This is a genomic window from Parabacteroides sp. CH2-D42-20, from assembly GCF_003670185.1.
Taxonomy (GTDB): domain Bacteria; phylum Bacteroidota; class Bacteroidia; order Bacteroidales; family Tannerellaceae; genus Parabacteroides; species Parabacteroides distasonis.
Genome location: NZ_RAYG01000009.1, coordinates 26213 through 52493 on the forward strand (window position 1 = coordinate 26213; position 26281 = coordinate 52493).

At 43.6% G+C, this 26281-nt stretch carries 19 protein-coding genes; 7 read left to right on the forward strand and 12 right to left on the reverse strand.

Features of this window, described 5'->3' with window-relative positions:
• Positions 1-139 precede the first annotated feature (139 nt).
• Complete coding sequence (locus tag D7V92_RS07045) at positions 140-2182, reverse strand: M13 family metallopeptidase (RefSeq protein WP_121772571.1); 2043 nt, start codon at positions 2180-2182, stop codon at positions 140-142.
• A 182-nt stretch (positions 2183-2364) separates the two neighbouring features.
• Here D7V92_RS07045 and D7V92_RS07050 point away from each other — a divergent pair, with 182 nt between their 5' ends.
• Together D7V92_RS07050 and D7V92_RS07055 are read left to right on the forward strand one after the other, a co-directional pair.
• Positions 2365-3900: an alpha-N-arabinofuranosidase gene (locus D7V92_RS07050; RefSeq protein ID WP_121772572.1), complete on the forward strand. Its 1536-nt coding sequence runs from the start codon at positions 2365-2367 to the stop codon at positions 3898-3900.
• 82 nt (positions 3901-3982) lie between these two features.
• Positions 3983-4885: a nucleotidyltransferase gene (locus D7V92_RS07055; RefSeq protein WP_005855808.1), complete on the forward strand. Its 903-nt coding sequence runs from the start codon at positions 3983-3985 to the stop codon at positions 4883-4885.
• A gap of 215 nt (positions 4886-5100) precedes the next feature.
• On the opposite strand, the gene D7V92_RS07060 is transcribed toward D7V92_RS07055, so the two are convergent.
• Positions 5101-6375, reverse strand: a complete 1275-nt coding sequence (locus D7V92_RS07060) for an MBL fold metallo-hydrolase (protein ID WP_121772573.1) — start codon at positions 6373-6375, stop codon at positions 5101-5103.
• Positions 6376-6570: 195 nt separating this feature from the next.
• Here D7V92_RS07060 and D7V92_RS07065 point away from each other — a divergent pair, with 195 nt between their 5' ends.
• From D7V92_RS07065 to dinB, 3 genes are all read left to right on the forward strand, one after another.
• On the forward strand, positions 6571-7242 hold the full coding sequence (locus D7V92_RS07065) for a peptidylprolyl isomerase (protein WP_005867983.1): 672 nt from the start codon (positions 6571-6573) through the stop codon (positions 7240-7242).
• A gap of 7 nt (positions 7243-7249) precedes the next feature.
• Positions 7250-8014 (forward strand): peptidylprolyl isomerase, encoded by a 765-nt coding sequence (locus D7V92_RS07070; RefSeq protein ID WP_121772574.1) that lies wholly within the window; start codon positions 7250-7252, stop codon positions 8012-8014.
• Positions 8015-8080: 66 nt separating this feature from the next.
• Complete coding sequence (gene dinB / locus D7V92_RS07075) at positions 8081-9166, forward strand: DNA polymerase IV (RefSeq protein ID WP_121772575.1); 1086 nt, start codon at positions 8081-8083, stop codon at positions 9164-9166.
• A gap of 8 nt (positions 9167-9174) precedes the next feature.
• On the opposite strand, the gene D7V92_RS07080 is transcribed toward dinB, so the two are convergent.
• Together D7V92_RS07080 and D7V92_RS07085 are read right to left on the reverse strand one after the other, a co-directional pair.
• A complete protein-coding gene (locus D7V92_RS07080; protein WP_005867978.1) occupies positions 9175-11733 on the reverse strand; it encodes a DUF5686 and carboxypeptidase-like regulatory domain-containing protein in 2559 nt (852 codons plus the stop codon).
• A 222-nt stretch (positions 11734-11955) separates the two neighbouring features.
• Complete coding sequence (locus D7V92_RS07085; RefSeq protein ID WP_080708864.1) at positions 11956-14868, reverse strand: bifunctional fucokinase/fucose-1-phosphate guanylyltransferase; 2913 nt, start codon at positions 14866-14868, stop codon at positions 11956-11958.
• A gap of 145 nt (positions 14869-15013) precedes the next feature.
• Here D7V92_RS07085 and D7V92_RS07090 point away from each other — a divergent pair, with 145 nt between their 5' ends.
• Together D7V92_RS07090 and ndk are read left to right on the forward strand one after the other, a co-directional pair.
• A complete protein-coding gene (locus D7V92_RS07090; RefSeq protein WP_005855789.1) occupies positions 15014-15643 on the forward strand; it encodes a master DNA invertase Mpi family serine-type recombinase in 630 nt (209 codons plus the stop codon).
• A gap of 224 nt (positions 15644-15867) precedes the next feature.
• Positions 15868-16329 (forward strand): nucleoside-diphosphate kinase, encoded by a 462-nt coding sequence (gene ndk, locus D7V92_RS07095; RefSeq protein WP_036613649.1) that lies wholly within the window; start codon positions 15868-15870, stop codon positions 16327-16329.
• A 195-nt stretch (positions 16330-16524) separates the two neighbouring features.
• Here ndk and D7V92_RS07100 read toward each other — a convergent pair whose 3' ends face one another.
• From D7V92_RS07100 to D7V92_RS07135, 8 genes are all read right to left on the reverse strand, one after another.
• Positions 16525-17715: a glycosyltransferase family 4 protein gene (locus D7V92_RS07100; protein ID WP_121772576.1), complete on the reverse strand. Its 1191-nt coding sequence runs from the start codon at positions 17713-17715 to the stop codon at positions 16525-16527.
• On the reverse strand, positions 17712-18872 hold the full coding sequence (gene wecB / locus D7V92_RS07105; protein WP_121772577.1) for a non-hydrolyzing UDP-N-acetylglucosamine 2-epimerase: 1161 nt from the start codon (positions 18870-18872) through the stop codon (positions 17712-17714). Before wecB ends, D7V92_RS07100 begins: the two co-directional genes overlap by 4 nt.
• Positions 18873-18901: 29 nt before the next feature.
• The gene (wecC, locus tag D7V92_RS07110) at positions 18902-20107 is read right to left on the reverse strand and encodes a UDP-N-acetyl-D-mannosamine dehydrogenase (protein WP_121772578.1); all 1206 of its coding nucleotides are present in this window, start codon (positions 20105-20107) and stop codon (positions 18902-18904) included.
• A gap of 61 nt (positions 20108-20168) precedes the next feature.
• Positions 20169-21746 carry an alginate lyase family protein gene (locus tag D7V92_RS07115; RefSeq protein WP_121772579.1) on the reverse strand — a complete coding sequence of 526 codons (1578 nt, stop codon included), beginning with the start codon at positions 21744-21746 and terminating at the stop codon, positions 20169-20171.
• Between the two features lie 18 nt (positions 21747-21764).
• On the reverse strand, positions 21765-22907 hold the full coding sequence (locus D7V92_RS07120) for a glycosyltransferase (RefSeq protein WP_121772580.1): 1143 nt from the start codon (positions 22905-22907) through the stop codon (positions 21765-21767).
• Positions 22904-23914 carry a polysaccharide deacetylase family protein gene (locus tag D7V92_RS07125; RefSeq protein ID WP_121772581.1) on the reverse strand — a complete coding sequence of 337 codons (1011 nt, stop codon included), beginning with the start codon at positions 23912-23914 and terminating at the stop codon, positions 22904-22906. Before D7V92_RS07125 ends, D7V92_RS07120 begins: the two co-directional genes overlap by 4 nt.
• Before the next feature lie 84 nt (positions 23915-23998).
• Entirely contained in the window at positions 23999-24985 is a 987-nt protein-coding gene (locus tag D7V92_RS07130) for a glycosyltransferase (protein WP_121772582.1), read from the reverse strand.
• The gene (locus D7V92_RS07135; protein ID WP_158598881.1) at positions 24982-26235 is read right to left on the reverse strand and encodes a hypothetical protein; all 1254 of its coding nucleotides are present in this window, start codon (positions 26233-26235) and stop codon (positions 24982-24984) included. The genes D7V92_RS07130 and D7V92_RS07135 overlap by 4 nt, the downstream gene beginning before the upstream one ends.
• Between the last annotated feature and the right edge of the window lie 46 nt (positions 26236-26281).

Consider the following 26281-nt stretch of genomic DNA (forward strand, 5'->3'; position numbering starts at 1 on the left):
AATTTTCATGTATAACGTTCTTAATCAAACAAAAATAAGAAAAGTGCATCAGACCGCCAAATCGGGATAAACGAAAAAAGGGAAGTATGCCTTTTTGACGTGACATACTTCCCTCACTTATATAAACTCTGTATTTGGGTTACCAGATAACCACCCGATCAGCCGGAGCCATAAACATCGGATCGCCCTCTTTAATGTCAAAAGCGGCATAGAACGGGGCGATATTACGCAAGGCAGCGTTCACACGCCATTTTCCCAATGAATGCGGGTCGATCTTGGTACGACGACGGATCTCCTCGGGACGGATATTTTGTCCCCACAACGTCGCATACCCCAAGAAGAAACGTTGCTCATTCGTGAAGCCATCGATCGGGGCCGGAGTCTCTTTGCCCTTCAAGCTATTCAAATAAGCTTGGTGAGCGACCAACAAACCTCCGTGGTCGGCGATATTCTCACCCAACGTAAAACGTCCGTTGGCATGAAGCGTATCTATTACGATAATCTGGTCATATTGATCAACCAATTTATCAGCACGCTCCGTGAAACGGACAGCATCCTCGGCAGTCCACCAATCGATCAAATTACCATCCTTATCGTAGTTACGTCCCTGATCATCGAATCCATGCGTCATCTCATGGCCGATTACCACGCCGATAGCGCCATAGTTCACCGCATCGTCGGCATCCGGATTAAAGAATGGAGGCTGAAGGATCGCAGCCGGGAAACAGATCTCATTCGTAGTCGGATTGTAATAAGCGTTCACGGTCTGCGGATTCATATGCCAACGAGACTTATCGACCGGCTTATCCACGTCCGCCAATTGATAGGCCATATCGAAGATGTTAGAACGGCGAACATTCGCCCAATAAGAATCGTCCTTGATCTCCAAACCACTATAATCACGCCATTTGTCCGGATAACCAATTTTCACCGTAAAGGTAGCCAATTTCTCTTGAGCTTTCGCCTTAGTCGTATCGCTCATCCATTCCAAACCACTGATCCGCTCGCTCAAAGCAGTCTGCAAATTCCCTACTAGCGTCAACATCTTTTCCTTAGAAGAAGCCGGGAAGTATTTCTCTACATACATCTCGCCGACAGCCTCGCCCAACGCACCGTTTACCGTATTCAACGAACGCTTCCAACGAGGTTGTTGTTCCTGCTTTCCGGACATTACCTTTCCATAGAACTCAAAATCAGCGTCTACAAAATCATCACTTAGGTACGGAGCCGCCGCGCTCAATAAATTAAACGCCAAATAATATTTTTGCTCATCGACCGTCGTATTCCGCAAAGCCTCACTCATATCCTTATAGAAGTTGATTTGCTTCGCGTCCAACTCTTTCAGCCCGGCTAATCCCATGGATTCAAAATATACATCCCAATCCAACGGAGACTCTATTTTCTTGAAATCCTCGTAAGGCAATTTATTATAGTTTTTCTGGGAGTCACGCAAATCCTCACGGCCATAAGAGATCTCGGCGATAGCCTTCTCTATTTTCATCACGGCATCCACCGCCGCATCCGCTTGCTCCGGACTTGAGCCGGCCAATGTAAATAATTTATTTATATAAGCCCTGTAAGCATCACGCATCTTGGCGGAGCCTTCATCTTCCAACAAATAATAATCCCGATCGCCCATTCCGATACCAGCCTGATACAGCTGGACGATATTCATGGCACTATTCTTCTCGTCAGCGTCCACGAACAAAGCGAAGAACGGAGCCATGCCTTCCTTATGAAGCGTAGCCACCATCTTAGAGACATCCGATTTCGTTGCCAGCGCATTGATAGCGGCCAGTTCCTCTTTGACAGGAGCCACTCCATCGGCATTCAACTTCGTGCTATCCAATCCCATCGCATACAAAGCGCCGATCTTCCCGGCGACACTGCCCGCCTCATGGGGCGTAGCGCTAAGTTCCTCGATCAATACCCGGAGCTGTTCTTGGTTATTCTCTAGTAATTGGTCGAAAGTTCCGAAACGAGCGTATTCCGGTTTCAATGGATTATTCTTTATCCATCCACCACAAGCGTATTCATAAAAATCCGTACCTGCGGCAACCGTGGTATCCATATTCGCAGGATTAATAGCAGCGATCTTCACTACCTCTTTCTGAGGAGTGTTACAACTCGCTAAAGCGACTATCCCAGCCGCTAAAAACGGAAACATTTTTCTCTTTCTCATTTTGTTTAGTCTTTTGCCTTAAAACCTTACAAAGATACGATAAATACACAAAAGAAAAAAATGTACGTGTTTCTTTTAAAACATGTACGACTTTTTCCGAAAACACGTACGTGTTTTTCGAACGATAAAAGGATTCATGTATTCAAGAATAAGTGTATCTTTGCCAACAAATCATTTATATCATGAAGAAACTAATAATCAGCGTTTGGGCATTTATCGCCCTTCCCTTATTCGCTCAGCGAGACGCGAATATCCGTATTTATCCGGAGCAAGGTAACCAACAGATCAGTAAACATATTTACGGGCAATTCGCCGAACATCTAGGGAGTTGTATCTACGGTGGCTTATGGGTGGGGCCGGAGTCCGACATCCCTAATACCCAAGGATACCGTACGGATGTCTTGAACGCGTTGAAGAAACTACAGATCCCGAACTTACGTTGGCCGGGCGGTTGCTTCACCGACGAATATCATTGGATGGATGGAATCGGCCCCAAGGAAAATCGCCCGAAAATGGTGAATAATAACTGGGGAGGGACGATCGAGGATAATAGTTTTGGAACCCATGAGTTCTTGAATCTATGTGAGTTATTAGGTTGTGAGCCTTACATTAGCGGAAACGTGGGAAGCGGTACGGTTGAGGAAATGGCTAAATGGGTGGAATACATGACCTCGGAAGGAGACAGCCCAATGGCCAACCTACGCCGGAAAAATGGCCGGGATAAGGCATGGAAAGTCAAGTTTTTCGGCGTTGGGAACGAGAGTTGGGGATGCGGGGGCAGTATGCGACCGGAATATTATTCCGACCTTTACCGTCGTTACTCTACGTATTGCCGTAACTATGATAGCAATGTCTTGTTCAAGATCGCCAGCGGTGCCAGCGATTATGATTACAACTGGACCGAGACGCTGATGAAACAAATCGGCGGACGCATGGATGGTATCTCTTTACATTATTATACAGTAGGAGATTGGAACAATAAAGGCTCCGCTACCGATTTCAACACGGAGGATTATTACTGGACCTTAGGAAAATGCCTTGAGATAGAGGATGTCGTTAAAAAGCATATCGCTATCATGGATAAATACGACCCGAAGAAAAATATAGCCCTCATGGTAGACGAATGGGGCACTTGGTGGGATGTGGAACCCGGTACGATCCCCGGCCATCTGTTCCAGCAAAACACGATGCGCGACGCTTTCGTGGCCGCTCTTACCCTACATGTTTTTCACAAATATACGGACCGAGTGAAAATGACCAACATCGCACAGATTGTCAATGTATTGCAATCCATGATCCTCACAAAAGGCAAGGACATGGTGCTTACGCCTACTTACCATGTGTTCGAGATGTACAAGGTTCATCAAGACGCTACCTTTTTGCCGATGGATCTAATCTGCGACAAGGAGAAAGTAAGAGACAACCGGGAAGTGCCGGTCGTAAGCGCCTCCGCATCCCGGGACTCGCAGGGTAAAATCCATATCTCGTTGGCAAACGTAGATCCCCGGCAAAGCGAGAACATCCATATCGACCTGCAAAACGTAACGATAAAGAGCGTGAACGGGCGTATCCTGACAGCGTCCTCCATAAACGACTATAACACATTCGATTCGCCGGAGAAGGTCAAGCCGGAAGTTTTCAAGGGAGCCAAGGTGGAAAAGGGAAAGTTAAGCGTCAGCCTTCCTCCCATGTCGATCGTCGTATTAGAAGTTTTATAAAAAGACGGACAATAACATGGCAATGTTTCTATAATTATTAACTTTGCCCGAAGAATTAAAAAACACATTAAAGAAACGCATTATGAAACCTACATTATTTGTATTGGCAGCCGGAATGGGTAGTCGTTATGGAGGATTAAAACAATTGGACGGCCTAGGTCCCAATGGCGAGACCATCATGGACTATTCTATTTTCGATGCTATTCGTGGCGGGTTCGGTAAACTTGTATTCGTTATCCGCAAATCTTTCGAGAAAGACTTCCGTGAGAAAATCATCTCCAAATATGAGAACCATATCCCGGTTGAAGTCGTATTCCAAGACTTGAACGATCTTCCGGAGGGCTTCACTTGCCCGGAGGGACGTGAGAAACCGTGGGGAACCAACCATGCCGTATTGATGGGCAAGAAGGTTATCAATGAGCCTTTCGCCGTAATCAACGCCGATGATTTCTACGGACGTGACAGCTTCGCCGTATTAGGCAAGCAATTGTCTGAGATGGATGGCAAGAAGAATGATTATTGCATGGTAGGCTACCGTGTAGGTAATACGTTGAGCGAGAGCGGTTCCGTAGCACGTGGTGTTTGCGCCACGAACGAGGAAGGTTATCTGACAGGCGTCGTGGAGCGTACCGCTATCGAACGTATCGACGGAGATATCCAGTTTGTAGACGAGAACGGAAAGAAGGTCGTATTGGAAGAAAATACGCCGGTATCCATGAATATGTGGGGCTTCACTCCCGATTACTTCGAGTATTCCGAGGAATATTTCAAGGAGTTCCTAAAAGCCAATATGGGTAATTTAAAGAGTGAATATTTCATCCCGTTGATGGTAAATAAATTGATCACGGAAGGAACAGCCCGTGTGAAAGTATTGGATACAACCTCCAAATGGTTCGGCGTAACTTACGCAGCGGATCGTCAAGGCGTTGTGGATAAGATCCAAGCCTTGGTAGACGCAGGCGAGTATCCAAGCAAATTATTCTGATTATAAGGTTCTTATGGCTGATTCCTCAGCAGGAAGTAACAGCCGTAGCCTAAGACTCTTATCGTATCACCCTTGTGAAGCGATCTTTTCACCTCTGTGAAGCGATCTTTTCACGGGGGTGATACGATCTTTTCACCTCTGTGAAAAGATCAATACCTCCTTATCCTAGCGATATTTTAGACGTATCTTTCACCTAAAAGCCCCGGACAAGTATTCTAATTAGCATACTCCTTATCCGTCACAGCCCGAAGTTGTACGGCATGATTCTCGATCGCATGTTCCGTAACGGTCATACATACGATAGAGCTACCCGGTGTCGCCCCATTCCAATGGCATACATTAGGAGGTGTCACGATCACATCACCCTTCCGGATCACACGTTTCTCTCCTCCTTCCTCTTGATAATATCCTTCTCCATCAAGTACTAACAAGGTTTGCTCGGCATCCGGATGGTAATGCCAGAAATTACGACTGTAAGGTTTGAATATAAAATGCGCGATCATCGTATTACCAGACTCCTTCAACAAGGAGACATAGACATCCCCCGTATTATACTCCGACGAAGCCTTTGCGTCGGCAGGGAAAATCAAGGTTTCGGCACATTGTTCACCCTCGCTAGAGCTGAGAGCTACAAGGTCAAAAGCTTCTCCCGGGGCTAAGACATGAACACGTTCCGGATTACGGATACGCCCTTCTAGCATTTTAGGGTCAGCATTGAATGGTTTCATATTGGGAGCATCCACCGTTCCCCAATGAGACAGGAGAAGCTGCGCTTTAGGATAAGCATTTGCGATCTTTATGGCTCCTTCCAATCCTATATGCCATGAATCATCCGAGAAATCAAAGAAAATCACGTCCGGGGCAGGTAATTCCAAGAACTCAGGAAGAAAGCGGGAATCTCCCGGTGCCCAAATTAAGCCATCCGGTGTTTTCATGAGGAAACCACAATAATCTTCAACCTTAAATTCACGCGTATATCTCGGATACTCATTTTGCCACGTATGGTAAGCCGGGGTTAACTTGATAGAAATCGGACCGACATTAAAAGTCTCCCCGATACGATGTCCGAAAGAGTTCAAACCCTGTGTTTCCATCAAAGAATCCACGTAGAATGTAGAATGATATTCCCGGCATACAGAAGACATTTCCGTACAAGTAGGAACACTGTAATGATCATTGTCGCAATGAGTAATCAATACCGCATCCAAATGGGGAACATCTTTAGGGGCGATCGGCATATTTATTAACAAAGGCATATCAAATCCCTTCAACATAGGATCGACCATCAAACACGTACCACGGCTATTAATCAGAAAGCCAGCGTTCCCCAACCAGCGTACAACCGTATGCCCGGTTGGCTCAAAAGCCTCTTTGCCGAAAGGTTGTGATGCAGGAGGGATGGCTTGACCCTTTTCATTATAAGAAAACTGAGCCTTTATGTTTAAGACAATCCCCCCTAAAATTAAAATAGCTAAGATACTTGCTCTCATAGTATATTGAATTTAGAGTTTTATTTCTATGACAAAATTACCTAGATTCAACATAAAACGATGTGCATATATTACAGATGTTTGTAACGCTATTACGGTTTCCTACCAAAGAAATCATGTTTAGACCTATTCCTTTGATCATAGATATCGATATTTATTCTTATTTTTGTCCATCTAAAACTAATAGAAATAAATATGAGACGGATTCTTACGATGTTGTTTGTTTCGGTATTTATGCTTTCGCTATGCCCGCTGCATGCGCAAGAGACTGAGACATTGGTGCTGATTGATACGGATATGGGTAAGATCAAGGTGAAACTGTTCAACGACACGCCGTTGCACAGGGATAATTTTATCAAGAACGTAAAAGAACACCGTTACGATGGATTATTGTTCCATCGGGTTATCAAGCAATTCATGATACAAGGAGGCGATATCAACTCGAAAGACGCTCCTTTGGATGCGCATCTGGGCGACGGAGATTTAGATTATACCATCCCCGCCGAGTTCGTGTATCCGAAATATTTTCATAAGCGGGGAATGCTCTGTGCCGCACGTACCCCGGATGAGGAGAATCCCGAGAAGGCCTCATCAGCGACTCAATTCTATATCGTGACCGGAAAGTTCTTTACGGAGATGGAGCTAGATAAGATGACCAAGGAGAAAGGCATCGAGTTTACTCCGGAGCAAAAAGAAGCCTATATGCTGGAAGGCGGAACGCCTCATCTGGACGGGAACTATACGGTGTTCGGAGAGGTTATACAGGGTATGAAAGTCGTGGATAAGATACAGTTCGTCGAGACGAACGCCGATGACAGACCCACGAAGAACATAAAGATCAAGTCAATGAAACTCATAGAAAAATAAGTATAAAATGGAAAATCAAGCAACTGAGACAAGGGTGCTTATGCACACCAACAAAGGAGATATAAAGCTGAAATTATATAACGACACGCCATTACATCGTGATAACTTTATCAAGTTGGTACAAGAAGGGCAATATAACGGCTTGCTGTTCCACCGTGTGATCAAGGATTTCATGATACAAGGAGGTGACGTGACTTCCAAGGATGCCCCGATGAACAAGCAACTGGGAGCGGGCGATCTGGGCTATACCGTTCCCGCCGAATTCCGTTACCCGAAATATTTCCATAAGAAAGGAGCCCTTTGCGCCGCACGTACCGGAGACGAGGTGAACCCGGAAAAGGCCTCTTCCGCCTCACAATTCTATATCGTAACGGGGAAAAAGTATTCGGAACAAGAGTTGAACCAGATGGAAAAGCAACTGGAAGGCCGTCTGAAACAAGAGATATTCGCCCGCCTGCAAAACGAGAACAAGCCTAAGATCATGGAATTCTATCGCAGTGGTAACAAGGAAGAACTGGCGATCCTTCGTGATACCTTGATTGGCAAGACCGAGCTGGAGGCCGAGAAGCGGAAAGACGAGGTAAAGTTAAACCCGGAACTCCGTGAGGCTTACAAGAACGAAGGTGGCGTACCGTTCCTCGACAATCAATACACGGTTTACGGCGAAGTGGTAGAAGGCATGGATGTCGTAGACGCCATACAGTCCTCCAAGACCAACAAGCAAGATCGTCCGACCGAGAATATCGTCATTAACTCCGTAGAGATCTTATAATGCGGTTATCGGCTTCATAAACAGACGAAGGGGCTTATCGCGAATAGCAGTAATAAAAGAGCTATCTTGAGAAAGATCATACATATCGATATGGATGCCTTTTATGCCTCGGTGGAACAACGAGACCATCCGGAGTTGCGAGGAAAGCCCCTAGCGGTCGGGCATGCGGAGCAGCGAGGCGTAGTAGCCGCCGCTAGCTACGAAGCCCGGAAATATGGGGTACGTTCCGCCATGGCGTCTCAAAAAGCCAAACGTTTATGCCCGAACCTGATATTCGTACACGGAAGGATGGACGTATATAAATCTGTCTCACGCCAGATCCACGAGATCTTCCATGATTATACGGATATCATAGAACCGCTTTCCTTGGATGAAGCCTTTTTGGATGTCACTGATAATAAACGAGGCATCTCTCTCGCTGTAGATATCGCCAAGGAGATCAAGAAACGGATCTGGGATAATTTGAACCTGATAGCGTCAGCGGGAGTCTCCTACAACAAATTTCTAGCGAAAATAGCCTCGGATTATCGGAAGCCCAATGGATTATGCACCATCCATCCAAGCCAAGCCCTCGATTTTATAGCACGTCTTCCCATTGAGTCCTTTTGGGGAGTAGGCCCCGTAACAGCCCGAAAAATGCATACACTCGGTATCCACAACGGGCTGCAATTACGGGAATGTTCGGGGGAGATGCTTACCCGCCAGTTCGGAAAGGCGGGAATGCTTTATTATGAGTTTGCCAGAGGTATAGACAACCGTCCCGTAGAAGCGGTACGAATCCGGAAGTCGGTAGGTTGCGAGCATACGCTAGAAAAAGATATCTCCCGCAAATCCTCTGTTATCATCGAGCTTTATCACGTAGCGACCGAACTTATCGGCAGGCTGGAACGTTCCGGATTCAAGGGAAACACACTGACCTTAAAGGTCAAGTTCCATGATTTCAACCAAATCACGAGAAGCCTCAGCCGTCCGGAAGAGTTAACAACCTTAGATAAGATCCTTCCCTTGGCCAAGGAATTGCTGAAAGAAGTGGAATATACCGAGCATCCCATCCGACTGATCGGCCTATCCGTATCCAATCCCGTAAAAGAGGAGCCTCATACGAAAGACCGTTGGGAACAATTAAGTTTTGAGTTCAGCGACTGGAAATAACACTTGCCCTAGAAGGATAGCTTCATCATAAAACGTATACCCTTTGTCTGGATGCCCGGATGATCCTTATAAGTCAAACGCCATACATAATCCAAACGCAAGAACTTAAAGATATTCTCGATACCGACACCCGCCTCCATATAAGGAGTAGACGGGTCCATCAGGTAAGAGCCCTGCGGGAATAAGAATAAGCCCTCATTTTGCTCACCGATATACGGATTATTCTTATCCGTCAAGTGTCCGAACATACCTCGGAAAGAAAAGACCTCTCTCCATTTTAACTTCTTGATAAGCGGAATACGGTTCAATAAGGCTCCGTTCATGAAATAAGTAATATCCCACGAAGCGTACTCATCATTGATGAACTCCATCGCGTTCATATTCGTATAAGATTCCGGTTGCACCAAATACGACAAGTTTGCGTTTGGCAAGATCAACAAAGGATAAGGGGCCTTTGTCCAAACTTTACCTGCTTTAGCGAGAATATCCACATAACCGAAAGCAGAGAACCAGAAACGTTTCTGAATACCGAGCTCCGTCTTCTGATAATCATACGAACTACCTAATACATCTTGGAAAGCCATCGTATGGTTCAAGGTGAATACCGGTGCGTCAAGCGTAATCGGATAACGGTAATTACGAGTCTGGTAGAATTTCTCATTCGGGGCGAAACGGAACTTAAACTCCACTTCCGACATCCGGTAGGAATCGGTAGCCGTGATCTGGCCATCCGGACCGATACGGTCGAACGCAGCGTAACCGGTTGAGTATTCCTTAAAATTCCGAAGTACCGCCCCATAAGCCCAGCCGTTATAATGCTCACGGTAATAGGTCAGTTCCATATTCCTTAAATAGGTGGCACGCGTATCTTTCTGCCGCTTCAAGGCCAAGAACATATTATCCTTGTTGGTATACATATACTGCTGACCTAACTGGTTGATATCATATAGGTACTCGAACCGAATAGAATGCACGGGAAATTCTTTCCGATAATCCTTCTTATCGATAAAAGAATATTCTACGATACCATCATATTTCAACTTGCGGTCTTTCGATCCATAAGCCAAATAACCATCCAAGAAAAGACGTTTACTGAACGCCGTTGTCGTGGTTCCACCGACACGGAAGCGGGCCCCCTCAATTGCGTTACCACTGATATAGGTGTTCATCGGACCAAACTCGAACTTGCTCTTCTCCGGAATCTTATTCGTCGCGATATAACCGGAGGTAAGGATCGAAACAACCTTCTCCGTCACATAGAAAATAGGAACGGAACGAAGTTTCGCCATTAGCAACTCCACGTTATTCTGCTTGCGAGTTCCCGCCTCAGTAGGACGATTCTCCTCCCAGAAATCCGCCGAACGGCGATAAGCTTCCATCGGTATAATAATAGGTGCGCTCTCCTCAAAAACTTTAGGATCATCGGGTCCCTCAAACGCTTGATTCGAATAGATATTCAAACGGCGGGCATACATTCCTTTCGATTTCTCCGTCAATTTGAAGTCCACGTTGATATCATCTTTCGTAATGATACGAGTCCCATCCGGGGCACGGTCGAAAGTCTGCTCGATCGTCATTCCACCGACAAAATTCAAGTTGATCTTCTTCGGGACATTCAACTTAACCTTCTGCACGAAATAAGTAGAATCCAACGTGATAAAAAGATGTCCCGTAAAACCGAACGTCTCCGGAGTAAACGGAGCGAAACCCAAATCCACGCACTTCTGTCCGGCGACCTCCACCGTGTCTAGCAAATAATATTTATAGAAGTTAGGCCCCATCGTAGACATAGGACTAACGAAACGGTTCAAGAACAAAGGAATATCATTCTGGAAGATATTCACTTCCCGGAATACCTCATTCAAGAACTGTTGCATACCGTCTCGTGAGAAGACCTCATCCACACCAGCCGCTTTCGTAGCCAGAACGACCCTCTTTTCCGTCTTCGGGTCTTTACGGTAATAAACGGTCTGGATTTTCTCACGTTCAGATACCGGCAAGATCGTCTTTCCCACCTCCAACGTATCGATAAACTCAGTCAAGAAGTCAAACTTTCCCGCCTTTCCATCCTTTTTCGGTTTCGGTTGGTAATCGTTCATAGCGAAGACCATCTTCTCGTATTGATCATACCGAAAATAATCATGATTACGAGGATCGTTGCTCTCCCGACGTGCGATAGCGTTTTTGATAAAGGTAACCGCAGGATTATCCTTCTTCCGATATCTTTCCTTTCCCGGCTTGATGATCACCTCCGACAAATTAATACTTGTCGGAGCTAACTGAATCTTCAAATGTTCCGCTTTACCCGGAACGAATTTCAATTCTTTCTCCGTATAACCCAAATAAGAGACCTGTAAAGTACGTACCTTAGATGAAGAGGAGAGCGTAAAAGCCCCATCCAGATCTGTCGTAGCACCTATCGTAGTTCCCTTCAAAATCACAGCCACATAAGGCAAAGGTTCTCCCGTAATGGAATCAGTCACGATTCCTTTTATCATGTAGTTCTGGCTCTTCGCTACCCAAGCGAACGCCAATAAAAGCCATATAAAAACAATTCTCTTCCCCATCAGATCTGACACCTTATTAAACTCCGCAAAAGTACAACAGGATCATTTATATAAATGTTCCAAAACACATGCAATATATTCCAATTAGCAACAAAACAGGCAAAAATACACACGTATATACGCAACGCCCCTCAGCAGTATAGGCATAGGCCTGTATCTATACCAGCGTAAGCCAACACCTATACTGGCGTGTGCCCTCGCCTATACCGGCGTGGCACGAACCTACGAACGACTAATCTGAAGCCCCTTATTAGATAAGCTCATCTCCACGAACCGGGCGTTCGAATTGGGTGGAGAAAGAGTCAATATCTTTCGGATTTGCAGGGCTGCACCCGGGTCTTTCGCTACGATATATAAGTAACCACCACCGCCTGCTCCCGGAAGTTTATATCCCAAGGCATAAGCCTGTATCTTGGAGATAATAGCTTCCACCGCCACCGGATTCGTTCCGGAATCGAGTGCCTTATTTTGCTCCCAAGTCTTTCCGACCAATTTACCATAAGTCACGAAGTCTCCGCATTGGATCGCCTCGTACATATCGAGCGCATGGGCTTTCATCTCAGACAAAATACCTAAATGCGCCTCGCTATTCAAGAACATACCTCGTACGATTTCCGACAAAATATCTTTCGCCGTACGAGTAATTCCCGTATAATAAAGAAGATGACAAGGCCGGTATTCCGGATCAGTAAACAAGTATTCCGGCAGCCAACGTACCAAAGGATTCTGATTAAAACCCTCGTTCGTTTGCAAGAGTTTCAAACCGTGCAATACGCCACCGTATTGATCTTGCCATCCCCCGCCGGTAGTCAGCAATTGTTCTAAAATCAAGGTGCGGTTTCCGATCTCATTCTTATCCCAAGCCAAGCCACAAAAATCAGAGATAGCGCCCAGCACGGTAGCCGCGAGGATCGAGCTAGTGCCTAAACCGGAACCCGCCGGTATCGCCGCCAACAAGGTAATCTCCAGCCCGCTACCAAAAGCTTCCAACTGGACATCCAAAGAAGCATAAGCCTCCGCCGAGAATTCCGGGATAAATCCCGCCAAGGCCAAAGCCGCTTTCGGAATGGAAAACGGCGACCCTACCTTATTATAATCACGAAGCTCATCCCATGAGGAGATAACCTCCATCGCTCCCAGATCGATCGAGCGAAGGATAATCTTATGGGTATCGGAAGGCTTGATATAGACTTGTAGCGGTGGTTGCCCGTTTAACTCGATCGCCACGTTCACCACATTTCCACCCGCATATAAGCAATAGGGCGGCGTATCTGTCCACCCACCTGCCAAATCGATACGTACCGGACTACGTCCCCATACGATCTGGTCCCGATAGACATTCAAACACGGCTGCTGCTTACTTCCGAGGACGGAACCGACCAGCCCCTCCCGCAACAAAGCGAAAGCCTTTTGCTCCTCCTCCTTATACGTTTCCCCCAAGATCTTCATCACCTGAGAGCGGAACATATGATTATGTATCCTTTTCATCAACGGATTATCCTCGGAAAGAGCTTTCGGTAAGACAATCTTGTCTTTGGCGAAGCTTTCCGCCGCATCCGAAAGATCCAATTGATAGAATACACTTTTCTCATGATTAGCGGCCAATAATGACCAGTCTTTTTTACGGAAAACTTCTCGCTGAGCTACTAAACGGCGTAAATTCGCTTGATCGGACAAATCATTCGCTGATAATTTTCGGGCGGAAAGCCAAATAAACTTTCCCTCTTCCCTATCCGGCTCCGTAATCATCCAGCGCAGCACTTTTCCCAGCTCATCCACGGTTTGGCAAATAGGGAACAAAGGTGCGTTTTGTATATCCTCATTCCCTCCCAAGGTGATCCCTCGCTCCATCGCCCAAGTCAAGATAGGTTTCCCCATAAACAAGGTAGACACATCAGACAAGGCCCCTTTAAACAAGTCATTAAAACCATAGGGCCTTGCCGCCCAATTAGCTTCCCCTACCGGGACAACATCTACACAGACACCTTCCGGAAGAGATAAGTTCCAATTATTCTCCGGAACACCCGTTATAATTTGCTGGCCACGTAACGTCCAATTCTCACCGATATAACTATTCTCTATCCATAATTCCGAATTCTCAGCGGTCAATTTCTGGTGTAACACCGCATTCTGCACAAACATGGCGGGATGTGGTTTCACCTTACGCTGCATGATCGCACGTTGATCCCTAACTAAGTTCTGTACCGCCAATGTAGAGGAAATCAACTCACGGCTAGTTCCATAATGATAGAACTCTCCACCCGGAAGCGGCAGAATCGCTACTGAAAGCTGATTTAACTCCGAGTCCGTGATACGTGGATTCTTCCCCAAGGCCAACCCGAACTCAGCATATAAATCATACGCCTTCATCGCCTTGCCATCTTCGGTATAGGAATGTTTCATTAATAACCGCACCGCCTTGTCGCTTAGCAGCCAGATACCGATATCCATCAAGAATAAATGACTACCCGCCAATTCCCCCAAAGTTTCCAACGAAGGCTTCTGTAGCATGAAGTCCAGAGTGTCCGGAGACTTACGGCTCGATACAAAAACCCCGTGATTCTTGGCCAACGAAGGCTCGACCCATAAACCGTAACAAACCACGTCTACCTCAGGAATCTCCTGCAAAGGCTGGTTAGCACGGATATATACGTCACCGCTAGCGATCAAGGTATGAAGCGATTCCGGCGCCTTTTTCATGATCCGTTCATAAAGAGGTAATTGCAAGGACAATAAGTTCTGGGATAGCCTCTGCCCTCTTGCCCAGCGAAACACAGGGATCGGAGTTAATATTTTCCCGGATGGCGCATATCCGGGCAAACGGCGGCTTTGCCCTCCGGCATGCAACAAGATACGCTTCTCCTGTCCCAACCACTCTTCCGTCGGTACATCCGGAGCCTCTTTTTGCCGGGAGGCCTCCAACAACCAAGTTGTTCCTCCCCCGGACCCTAAGCGGGCGCCTACCGGATCCGAGGTGCAAAACCATTCCTCTGTACTTACATGCTCTACCGCATGGAAACAATCTACCAAATTTGGAGGTAAAGACAATAACTTTTTCATACCCATGATCATTCTAAGACTCCATCTTATTTTTCGAAAGCAAAAGTAACTTAAATTTTCTATACGGATATCCATTAACCCTTTTTATTACAATTTGTATGGAGTTCAAACCCACTCAACTTCTTTAACACACCCATAAAAAAGTTTGTTTTTACTAAAACGCACTATCAATCAATCCGTTTCCAGTATCTTGGTTGTTGTTTAATTAAATATAGGACATATGGTATACGGTTATGTAAGAGTCAGTACAGACAAACAAACTACTGAAAACCAGCGATTCGAGATTGAGAAATTCACAAAATCGAGGAACATGAGAATCGACAGGTGGGTAGATGAGACGATCAGCGGGACAAAAGTAATCGCCGATCGCCAACTTGGTAAATTATTAAAGCAAATACGTAAAGGCGACATCCTGATCACGACGGAACTGTCACGTCTCGGACGTAATCTTATGCAAGTTATGAGCTTCCTTCATCAATGTATGGAAAGAGACATCATTGTATTTACGGTAAAGGAAGGTTACGAACTCGGAAATAACATTAACAGTAAAATCTTGGCATTCGCATTTAGCCTAAGCGCCGAAATTGAACGCAACCTGATTTCGCAACGAACGAAAGAAGCGTTGGCTCGGAAAAAAGTGCAAGGTGCCAAACTGGGCCGTCCAAAAGGAGAGCGACCGGAAGCCTGTAAGCTAAAAGGTAAGGAAGAGATGATCTTGCAGTATATTAAAGAACATAAGACTAAAGTATATATCAGCAAGAAACTGGGAGTAAACCGGCAAACCTTGAGGGAATTTCTCAAGACTCATCCGGAAATTCCACGGAAATGGAAAAGAATACAGAAGGATTAACAACTCAAGCAATAATTAACGTATGTTAAATTAGTTTAGTTTAGCAGACTTATCGCTCGTTTATTTGTTTATTCCCATTAACTTGCGGAGGAATAAGATAGAAATATACTTGAAATATCCTAAAAAACATTTCATCCTTTATTCCTCTATCATTCATAAAACGCCGCAAGGTTAACATGTATTCAAGACATCAAACATTTGTTTAATCTTTTAATATAAATCTTATGGAAAAAACATTGGTTATTTTAAAGCCTTGTACCGTTCAGCGAGGGCTGATCGGTGAAATCGTAAACCGTTTCGAGAAGAAGGGACTCCGTCTGGCCGGCATGAAGATGGTTTGGCTAACTGACGAGATCTTGAGTGAGCACTACGCCCACCTGAAAGAAAAGCCTTTCTTCCAACGTATCAAGGACGCGATGAGTGTATGCCCAGTGATCGTATGTTGCTGGGAAGGGGTAGATGCCATACATGTAGTAAGAACCTTGGCCGGCGCTACCAATGGTAGAAACGCCGCTCCCGGTACGATACGGGGAGATTATAGTATGAGCGTACAAGAGAATATCGTACACGCATCAGACTCACCGGAGACAGCCGAGATCGAATTGAAACGCTTCTTCAAGAATGACGAGATATTCGATTATGAGCTGAAAAACCTATTGAGTCTTTACGCCAATGACGAGTTTTAAATAAAAAAGAATAGCCGGAAACGAGAGAAATCATTCTCACCTTTCCGGCTCTCATATTTAGAAACCAACATCCTATTCTCCCGAACTGAATGAACAACCTAATTACTAATCTAAAAATCTAATACCATGAAAAACACACTACTGTATCTATAACAGGGCATCCCTGCAAAATGTTTAAGGGATTTCATCCTGAAATTAGAAAGCCGATAAAAAACGTTTGTACACCTCCAATTGCCTTTCAAAACAGAAAGTCGTCTGGGATAATCTTAAGCAGTTCGCTTTTAGCTGTCGATACTCCTCATCCGGCAAGTGGCTCATGGCTTGTATATTTTTAGAAAGTCCCTCATAATCTCCGGGGGCCGAGACAAGGCCCAACTGATTCTCCTTTACAATCTCCTCGCCCTCGCCGCCTCCGCAAAACAAGATAGGAACGCCTAACGGCAGCAAATCAAATAATTTAGAAGGTACGGCTCCTCTTATACGGACCGTCAAGGGAATAATGGAGGCATGGTAACGTGTAAGCTCCTCACGCATCCGTTCCTTGGGCAAAGAGCCATGATAAAAGACCCCTTTATCATGTGTCCTCACATAATCCTCTATCTCCAAGGCTTGATTGCCCCCTCCAAATAAATGAAGCTCCGCTCCCATCCCTTTAAAATCGACACGCTCTATCAACTCCAATATATTCTGCGCCACGCCCAGTAAACCGGCATAGACGATCTTGAAAGGCTTTCGAGAAGAAGGGGGTTGATTCGGTAAAACAAAACGATGCTGCAAATTCCGATACAAGAACGAGGCCTTGCCCGGCTCATACCGCTTTATATAATCCACGATCTCCTTACTCTGCCCTTGACAGGCCGTGGCCTTACGATAAAGGAACCGCTCGATACGCCCCATCACCCCATGATAAACGCCCCCCTCTTTCATGGCCCCCAGCTCCACGGCCGACAACGGCCAAAGGTCTGAGACGTTCAGCACCACCTTTTTCCGGTAGCAACAACGAAAAAGCAACATGGCCGAGGCCGCCGCCAAAACAGGAGGGGTCTGGATGATCACCTTATCATAAGATTTTATACGCTTACGCTTGAGAGCGAAACACCAAAGGGTCGTGGCGAAAGCGCACATACTCACAAGACGGACCAACGGCCTCCTCGAGATCGAGGCATACGTCCAGTACCTGAAGACCGTTATCCCGTTTACATCCTCTGTCTTGGAAAAAGCCCCCCTATATCCATCAAAGATACGTCCCTTGGGATAATTGGGTAGGCAAGTCAACACATCCACCTTTATCCCTAAGCCGGACAGTCCCTCCGCCATGTTCGTAATGCGTGAGGGTGCCGCACCGATCTCTGGAAGATAAGAGGGAGAAACGATCAAGACCCTCATTCCTTCCGGTTCAAAAATTCCACGATCCTTCCGCAAGCCAATCCATCGCCATAGGGATTGACCGCCTTGCTCATCGCATCGTAATAAGCCGTATCATCAAGCAACGCCGAGACCTCGCTCACGATCTTGTCATAGTCCGTACCGACCAGCTTCACGGTTCCCGCCGAGAGAGCCTCCGGACGCTCGGTCGTATCACGCATCACCAACACGGGCTTGCCCAAGCCGGGGGCCTCCTCTTGGATACCGCCGCTATCGGTCAGCACTATCGTTGATTTCTCCATCAGATAGACAAATGACAGATATTCCAATGGCTCAATGAAGAACATATTCTCCAAATGAGAAAGATCCTCGCCGAATACCTCGTGAATCGGTTTGCGCACATTGGGATTCAAGTGCATAGGATAGACAAAATCCACCTCCGGATATTTCCGGGTCAAGTCCTTGATAGCCGTACACATCTGGATAAATCCATCACCAAAGTTCTCCCGGCGATGACCCGTGATCAACACCAGTCTCTTACCCTCAACCAGACGGTTCACGTCATACCCCGAACGCAAAAGCACGCCTTCCAGCTCCTTGTCCAGCTCAGCGTCCGTCTTTATCTTAGTCACCACTTGACGCAAGGCGTCTATCACCGTATTGCCGGTAACCAAGATTGAGTCCGGATTCACGTCCTCCCGCATCAAGTTCTGTTTGCTCAACCGCGTGGGTGCGAAATTATACGTGGCGATACGCCCCGTAATCTGCCGGTTCATCTCCTCCGGCCACGGGCTATAGATATTGTGGGTACGAAGGCCGGCCTCTATATGACCTACAGGTATCTGTTGGTAGAAAGCGGCCAAGGCGGCCGCCGTGCTCGTGGTGGTATCCCCATGTACCAGCACGACATCTGGCGCCGCCTCACGTAATACGTCACGCATACCGGTAAGGACACGGGCGGTCACGTCATATAAGTCCTGACCCTGCCTCATGATATTCAAATCATAATCCGGCGTGATCTCGAACAATTTTAACACTTGATCCAGCATTTCCCGATGCTGTCCGGTAACGCACACGATGGTCTTGAACGACTCCGGATGTTTCTGGAACTCCTTCACCAGCGGAGCCATCTTGATCGCCTCGGGACGGGTCCCGAAGACTAACATTATTTTCCTCATTACAGTGTATTCTTCTATTTAGCGAACGATTATTTCTTGAATGTCCCGCAAAAGTCCAGCACCTCCACGTCATCCCGATAATTCAACCCCGCAAACTCCCTATGATTCACCAAGAAAACCACGATGTCGGCTTTCTCATAGGCCTCCTTATAAGGGGTCAACTTAAACAGCTTATGCTCCGAAACATTCGGCTCCACCACCATGATGTCAGCGTTGTTGCACGATTGCAGCACCTTCGTCGTTATTCCCTTGGCCGGAGACTCGCGCAAGTCATCGATATCAGGCTTGAAAGCCAAGCCCATCATTGCCACCGCCGGCTTGCACCCATGCTTCAGCTCAAACCGTAGCATGGCGTTCCTCACTTTCTCAGCGCACCAGAAAGCCTTGTAATTATTCGTCTCACGGGCCGTCGAGATCATACGGCTCTCCATCGGAAACTCCGCCGTGATGAAGTAAGGGTCCACCGCTATGCAATGACCGCCAACACCGCAACCCGGCTGTAAGATATTCACACGGGGATGCCTGTTCGCCAAGTTGATCAACTCCCACACATTGATTCCCGCTTTATCGCAGATAAACGACAATTCATTGGCGAAAGCGATCTGTACGTCCCGGCTTGAGTTCTCGGTCAATTTACACATCTCGGCCGTCTTGCTATTCGTTGGGTGAAGCGTCCCCTTCACGAACTGGCCGTAGAACTCCATCGCCTTGCGGGTAGAGGCCTCATCCATGCCGCCGATGACCCGGTCGTTATGCACCAACTCATAGATCACGTTACCTGGAAGCACCCGCTCCGGACAATAAGCGATATAGATCTTGCCCTTCAGCTCCGGCCGTTCCGAGAAAATCAAACTAGCCATCCGTTCGGTCGTCCCCACCGGCGAGGTAGACTCGATCACGTACAAATCCCCCTCCTTCAACAAAGGAAGCACCATACGGGTAGCCGACTCCACGAACGATACGTCCGGCTCATGATCCCCCTTGAAGGGAGTGGGTACCACCATGAAATAAGCGTCGCTCACCTGAGGCTCGGTGTAAGCCTTGAAATGCCCGGAGGCCAGTACCTCCCGCAACATCTCCTCCATACCCGGCTCAATGATATGCAATTTCCCTTGGTTGGTAACCTCCACCACCTGGGCGTTGATATCCACTCCGGCGATCTCCACCCCGTGCTTTGCGGCAATAATAGCCGTGGGCAGGCCAATATAGCCCAAACCCATGAAACATGCTTTCATAAGAATTATGTGTTATTTTTTAAGTAAGATATTAGGCCGATCAAGAATGGTCCAACAACGATCAACCTATTGTATAAGAAAGTTTCTTCATAAAATGAATACGAATTGTCTTAGATAGATGAAAACGGTTATACGTAAATGACACTTCTTCATCTACAACCTCGACAGAGGATGCGCCCACCACTCTTATCGCTGCGATATTCGTCACGATCTCATTTCGTGAACAAGACATGATCTCCACGTCCGGAGCCAGATGGATCAAGCTTACGGCTTTCACGCCAGTTGAGACAGAGTCCTCTATCCCAAAACGATCCTTATCAATCGTAAATTTTCGCTGATGCTTACCCAGTGAGCCAAAGCCATCATGCCAAGCCTCTACCTCATTCGGAGAATCTTTGAGAAGCGTCACCCTTGCCCGTCTCCCCACACGAAAGCCTCCCCATGCCTCGCTAGAGTTCTTATCCCCTAGCGCTACCGTATTATGGGCTGCCGTGCCACGCTCGTATTGCCTACGGGCTGTTTTATCATACGTAGAAATTCCGGTATCTATAACGAAAGGCTTACCCCCTATTCGCAACTCATAATTGAACGTATCCGCATGCGAATGGCCGGGTTGGTAAGAGGCCCTTATGTCTCCAACATCCACGATAGCCTCCCAATGGCCCGCCATCAATTTTCGGTAGCCACACGCTCCCATCGGAAGCTTTTCCCAGTCCATATCCAATCGCTTAGCGTATGCAAACAATTGAGTCGGAGAAGGCGCGATTCCCTCAGCGGAATCATTCAGGAGAGGTATCGTATTATCATCATAAACGACAGAGGCTAAATGTCCCAACATGCTACTAGCCCTCTCCCGTAAGCGTTCATTCAGACCTTCCTGCCCTATAAACCTCAAATTATTCATAGAGACATTATAGCAATCCAGCAATCGATCCAACAATATACAATGATACATCGGTGATTGCTCGTAATGAGCACCATCCGGAAGGAGTTGTTCTTCCAGCTCTTTAAATAATAGGTCTTTCGCCTTTTGATAGATCGACTCATCCTTAAAATAAAGCCCGGCCCATAACAAGGAGAAAGCGTCTTCCAATAAGTGATTCCCTAAAAGATGATATTCCAGATTATCCAGTAAAATCTTATATTGGGCATACAAGGAGGAATCCCATTCTCGCTTATTCTCTGCCGGAATATAAGGATGATATCTCGACAGGAACTTGATCCAATTGATGCCTCGTAAAGCGATCGGATAAGGTTCCAGACCATTCTTATTCACACTTATCTCATCAACAAACTTATCAATCCAACAAATAGCCTGCTCAAAAGATATAGCTTCTTGATGAAGATAGTCCATATAATTTAAATTATAGGACCATAATTTGCCAAAACTCTCATCGTTCCATCCTTGGAAGGCGGATTCCTTACCTAAGAACGAGAAACGTCCCGTAACACTATCCAAAGATGGATATTTTGGGATGAATGGGAGTAATCGCAATGGATGCCCTACCTTTGGCAAGGATCGCACATATTGGAAACCCGTAAACTTTCGAACAAAGGCCTGTAATCGATACCTAAGTTGGTAGCGAATTTGGGTAGGCTTCAAGTAGCAAAAGGTAAAAATGTATAAAAAGACAGACATGGTTAATTTGGCTAATACTCAAAAACAGTTAGTTTCAAAAAGTTCTTGAATTCTATTCTTTAATTTATCGGAATATAAAGACATATCCATCTCGTTTTTCCTTTTAAAACAATTATCCGATATTCGATTTCTTAACGACATATCATCTCGTAATCTTTCCAAACAAGCAGCCAAATCATTGACCGAGGTGTGAGAAGTACAGACTCCGACCCCCCAGGATTCTACCAATCGTTCCAAGTACGTATTTTTTGCCACTATAATAGGCAATCCACAATACACACTCTCATACAATTTATTAGGTAAAGCAATCCGCACATTAGGATTATCAGCATCATACACTGAATATATGGCATCAGCTTTACTATACAATGTTTTAATATCACGAGTATAGTTATACTTACCTAAAATTTCAATCCAAGGTTTACCCTGTGTACTTCTAAGCAGCCACTCTTCTTCCTCTACACTACCTCCACCTGCAAAAAAAACCTTCACTCCAGCTTTTTCTGAAGCATCAATTAAAAGCCTCATTTGAGATAAATATCTGATAGCACCAATAAAGCCTATCGTAAATTCACCCGTAGTTTTTCTTTCAAATCCTTTAAAGGCAGATAGATCCGGGACATTGGGCAATTCAAATAATTTTTCCTTTACCACAAATTTCGTATAATGCACATTATAAAATTCTCTCGATGTAACAACTAATGTATCTATACAAGAAAAATATCTTCTTTCCAATGTACAGATACAAGAATCCATTACTCTCCTACAGAAAGATTTAGGTACATTATTTATAAAACTCTCTCGTAAGTCAGCGACCTCATAGACAACCTTTGCTTGATGCTTTTTGGTGTAAGTATATACAATTTGAAGATTATCCAAGCCCGCTGTATAAATAATATCCGGTCGTATCTCGTTCAATGATTTAGTAATAAATGAAGCGATCCTCCTATTTACCCACATTCTTCTCATTGTTTTCGAAAAAGGTGGCACAATTAGCTCTTTAATCCTAAACTCGACATTCTCTATATTTATTAAGCTATAAACATCCTGATTCAACCGTCGAACACAAATGACAGTTATATCACCTAATTCCTTTAATGCATTAATACGTTTATACATTCTTGGATTAGGAACGTGAGACAAAACAAATGCTATTTTCATTGATTATATAGTAATGATTCATCTATTTTTTTAAAACAAGCACCTTGCGCTTTAGCATATTGAATAAATTTTTCGGTCAATTTTAACGATGCATCTGTAGTACATTTAGGATGACCAATAACTACCATATCATCATTTTCCTCACAAGACTTGCGATAAATATTAATCAAATTCGCTGCCATTAAGCCATCCGTACAAGCATGGAAGGATTGTTTTTGGAAGAGTTTCAAAAACAACTCTTTCAACCTATTCAATCTATTTATATGAGAAAGTCCATCATTATAAGAAAACAGAGGAGAATATTTTTTTTGTAACATTCTTTTTAAGTAGATATATTTCAATGAATAATAGGGGCCTATTGCTTTTATACGATATTCATGGAAATATCCATTCAAATCGGGAGTTAGTAAATTATCATTAAAACGCCAATATGTATATGTAGGTGCTTTAGTATAGTCATATTCATGCAGTTTTGTTATTCTTCTACCAGCCGTAACCGATGAATCTATACGGATATCATTAGTTTTGAGCAATTGTATATAATTTTTATAGGACATCAATGAATAACCCCCAGCACGAAAAGCAACTATATTTTTTCCTATAATTGATTTAAGCAAATCAATGCCTTCTTTAAAAGTCTGTTTCAAATAAGATTCATCCATATCACTCATTTTATAATGATCAAAATCAAGAACCCATTTATCATCTATATAATCAGAATATAGCCATTGAGGATGAAAATGATATTGTATACTATGTCCATTATCTTGCAACATTTGGATATTTTGAACGATATTATCGTAGTCTGTTTTCAAATTGTCGTATAATTCACTCAATTCCTTTAACTTAAGCAAATATGCACAATCAATAAAGAATGTCGCACACACATTATACTTGTTAAACAATTCAATATAAGCCTTCGTTGAACTAATTAAACAAGATTCTACCGAGCCAACAACATCACCCAAGACTAGTTCATAATCAAATGTAAAATAAATACAATTCATACTATTACTAAATTATCAATCCACCAAAAAACAACTCAAGTAAGTATATATCATTTTATTAACTCAAAAATTCCAAAAATGTATTCAGAATACATCTTTAATACTATATTTCAAAACAACTACATAGAAATACAAAGAGAAACAGTGATTTAACAACCAGACTTTATAGGATCCATTCCTAGTGGGATTATGTTCTATTGGCAATACATCTCTTAGATTCAATATTTTTTTTAATTTAAATGGATTAAAACAACTTGAATTCATACAAACATAAATAGCATAATTAATTAATCTAAATTTAGTATAATCCAAAATAGATAGTTGTTCGAAAGACAGATTTTTATGAGCAATAATATAATTCTTTAAAAAATTAAAATTTTGGCAATAGAGATAACAACGATCAAAATCAAATTTACGAGAAGCACTTCCTGAGCGAATCTCAACACAATAAAGAGGAGTTTCATGAAATATAATAGCTTGTGAATAAATATAAACAAGAGAAATAAACACAACATCTTCACCAAGAACTACCTGCTCAGGGAAACGCAAATGAAAACTATTCAAAAAATCTCGATTAAAGACACAGCCACATGCACTTCCACGATTAAAACCTTTCTGATATAATTCTATACCTGAATAAAACTCATGATTTTTAATACCTAAATGATTCCATGGATAATAATTAACAGATTGATTATCATTACTTATTGATTTACAAATCAAAACATCCCACGATTGATTTATAATATCAAGGGACAGGAGTTCGGATAAAGACCCTGTGTACAAACAATCATCAGAATCTAAAAAAATAATCCATTTCCCGCTTGCCATTTGCAAACCATTATTCCGAGCAACAGAAACTCCACTATTTTGCTGATCTATGACATATATATTATTATGAATCAACAAATAATCATATACAATATGCATAGAACCATCGGTGGATCCATCATTTACAACAATGATTTCAAAAAATGAATCATCCAAACCTTGATTAAAGACAGAGGATAAACAGCGATCGATATATCCCTCTGTATTATAGACTGGTATAATTACAGAAAATAGCTTCATACTTCTTTAAGGTTTAATTTAGGATATACTTCAGAATATATAAAAATAGTTGACAATAAGGTAAGATCAATATCTCCTTTTAAATTCAATATAATAAAAAACAAAAATAAGGTAATTGAATACTTTCTACAATTCGTAAAATTGCATTTATAAAATATTGTTTTTAAAAACAAATACTGAAAATAGATAAAAGACATAAGGCCTAATACTCCAAAATAAAATATATTTCTTAAATAGCCCACATCCGTATGTTTATAATAAAAAATTCCACTTGAATCCATCCATTTAGCATCTCCAATCAGCCAAGTTTTCATATTATCAGGAATAGTACTATACATATCAATAAGCGTATTAGTAGAACTTGATTCAAAACTACCTGATTCGCTATAATTTTTAAACATCTCAAAACCAAAAGAGGAAAGAACCTCCAAATCTACAGAGTTATAATTAGAAACAAAAAAAAGAACTGACAGACATATTACACAAGAAGCAAAAACAGATAGCACCAACTTGAAAAAACGATGTACAGAGTGAATTCCTGCTGAAAAGATAAAGAAAAAAGCTATGCAAGCACCTACTAGTGTAGTTCTAGCCATAAAAGTACCTCCCAGTAAAACACAAAAGAACGTAGTAAAAAACAGTATATTTTCTCCTATTGATTTTATTCTATAACGATAATAAAAAGACATTACAATCAGAATAAATCCATGAATTATTCCAGAACTAAAAAATCCTGTACCGAAGCCTATCAACCTAAATCCTTCACTTTGTTCTATTCCAAATTCAGCAATTTCGTCATATCGTATTAAAGATGTAAACAAATCATGAAAACTAGAATTAGCAAACATAGCAAAGGAAATTAACATCTGAACAACTGCAACCGCTACGAAATACTTAACTACAGTAAAAAAACACATTCTCCCATAAATACGGGAAAATAGCAAAGCGATAGGATAAGTTCCAAATATAGCTAAAAAAAAGCTAAAACCTAACCGTATATAAGGCATCTCATAGGATCCATTCAGAAAAATGGAGACAATAGAGAAAAACAACACCCACAAATAGGGCTTCATTAATCTAGAAACATTACTTAACACCGCAAACTTAGGTCTTCCTCGAACACTATGATATGCATACAAAAACATACCAAAAATACCGAACAGTTTATTCACAGTTATCGGGAGAAATACCAACTGAAGTTGGTATACATACAAGAACATCAGCACATATAATATAGATTTTTTTATCATATACGATCCTGCTTAATCACTAAAACGAGATAGTTAAACAATAAAT

Bases quoted from the DNA above. Each gene is read 5' to 3' on its own strand.
- D7V92_RS07045 (WP_121772571.1), bottom strand. From the start codon at position 2,182: ATGAGAAAGAGAAAAATGTTTCCGTTTTTAGCGGCTGGGATAGTCGCT.
- D7V92_RS07050 (WP_121772572.1), top strand. From the start codon at position 2,365: ATGAAGAAACTAATAATCAGCGTTTGGGCATTTATCGCCCTTCCCTTA.
- D7V92_RS07055 (WP_005855808.1), top strand. From the start codon at position 3,983: ATGAAACCTACATTATTTGTATTGGCAGCCGGAATGGGTAGTCGTTAT.
- D7V92_RS07060 (WP_121772573.1), bottom strand. From the start codon at position 6,375: ATGAGAGCAAGTATCTTAGCTATTTTAATTTTAGGGGGGATTGTCTTA.
- D7V92_RS07065 (WP_005867983.1), top strand. From the start codon at position 6,571: ATGAGACGGATTCTTACGATGTTGTTTGTTTCGGTATTTATGCTTTCG.
- D7V92_RS07070 (WP_121772574.1), top strand. From the start codon at position 7,250: ATGGAAAATCAAGCAACTGAGACAAGGGTGCTTATGCACACCAACAAA.
- D7V92_RS07080 (WP_005867978.1), bottom strand. From the start codon at position 11,733: ATGGGGAAGAGAATTGTTTTTATATGGCTTTTATTGGCGTTCGCTTGG.
- D7V92_RS07085 (WP_080708864.1), bottom strand. From the start codon at position 14,868: ATGGATATCCGTATAGAAAATTTAAGTTACTTTTGCTTTCGAAAAATA.
- D7V92_RS07090 (WP_005855789.1), top strand. From the start codon at position 15,014: ATGGTATACGGTTATGTAAGAGTCAGTACAGACAAACAAACTACTGAA.
- ndk (WP_036613649.1), top strand. From the start codon at position 15,868: ATGGAAAAAACATTGGTTATTTTAAAGCCTTGTACCGTTCAGCGAGGG.
- D7V92_RS07100 (WP_121772576.1), bottom strand. From the start codon at position 17,715: ATGAGGGTCTTGATCGTTTCTCCCTCTTATCTTCCAGAGATCGGTGCG.
- wecB (WP_121772577.1), bottom strand. From the start codon at position 18,872: ATGAGGAAAATAATGTTAGTCTTCGGGACCCGTCCCGAGGCGATCAAG.
- wecC (WP_121772578.1), bottom strand. From the start codon at position 20,107: ATGAAAGCATGTTTCATGGGTTTGGGCTATATTGGCCTGCCCACGGCT.
- D7V92_RS07115 (WP_121772579.1), bottom strand. From the start codon at position 21,746: ATGTCTGTCTTTTTATACATTTTTACCTTTTGCTACTTGAAGCCTACC.
- D7V92_RS07120 (WP_121772580.1), bottom strand. From the start codon at position 22,907: ATGAAAATAGCATTTGTTTTGTCTCACGTTCCTAATCCAAGAATGTAT.
- D7V92_RS07125 (WP_121772581.1), bottom strand. From the start codon at position 23,914: ATGAATTGTATTTATTTTACATTTGATTATGAACTAGTCTTGGGTGAT.
- D7V92_RS07130 (WP_121772582.1), bottom strand. From the start codon at position 24,985: ATGAAGCTATTTTCTGTAATTATACCAGTCTATAATACAGAGGGATAT.
- D7V92_RS07135 (WP_158598881.1), bottom strand. From the start codon at position 26,235: ATGATAAAAAAATCTATATTATATGTGCTGATGTTCTTGTATGTATAC.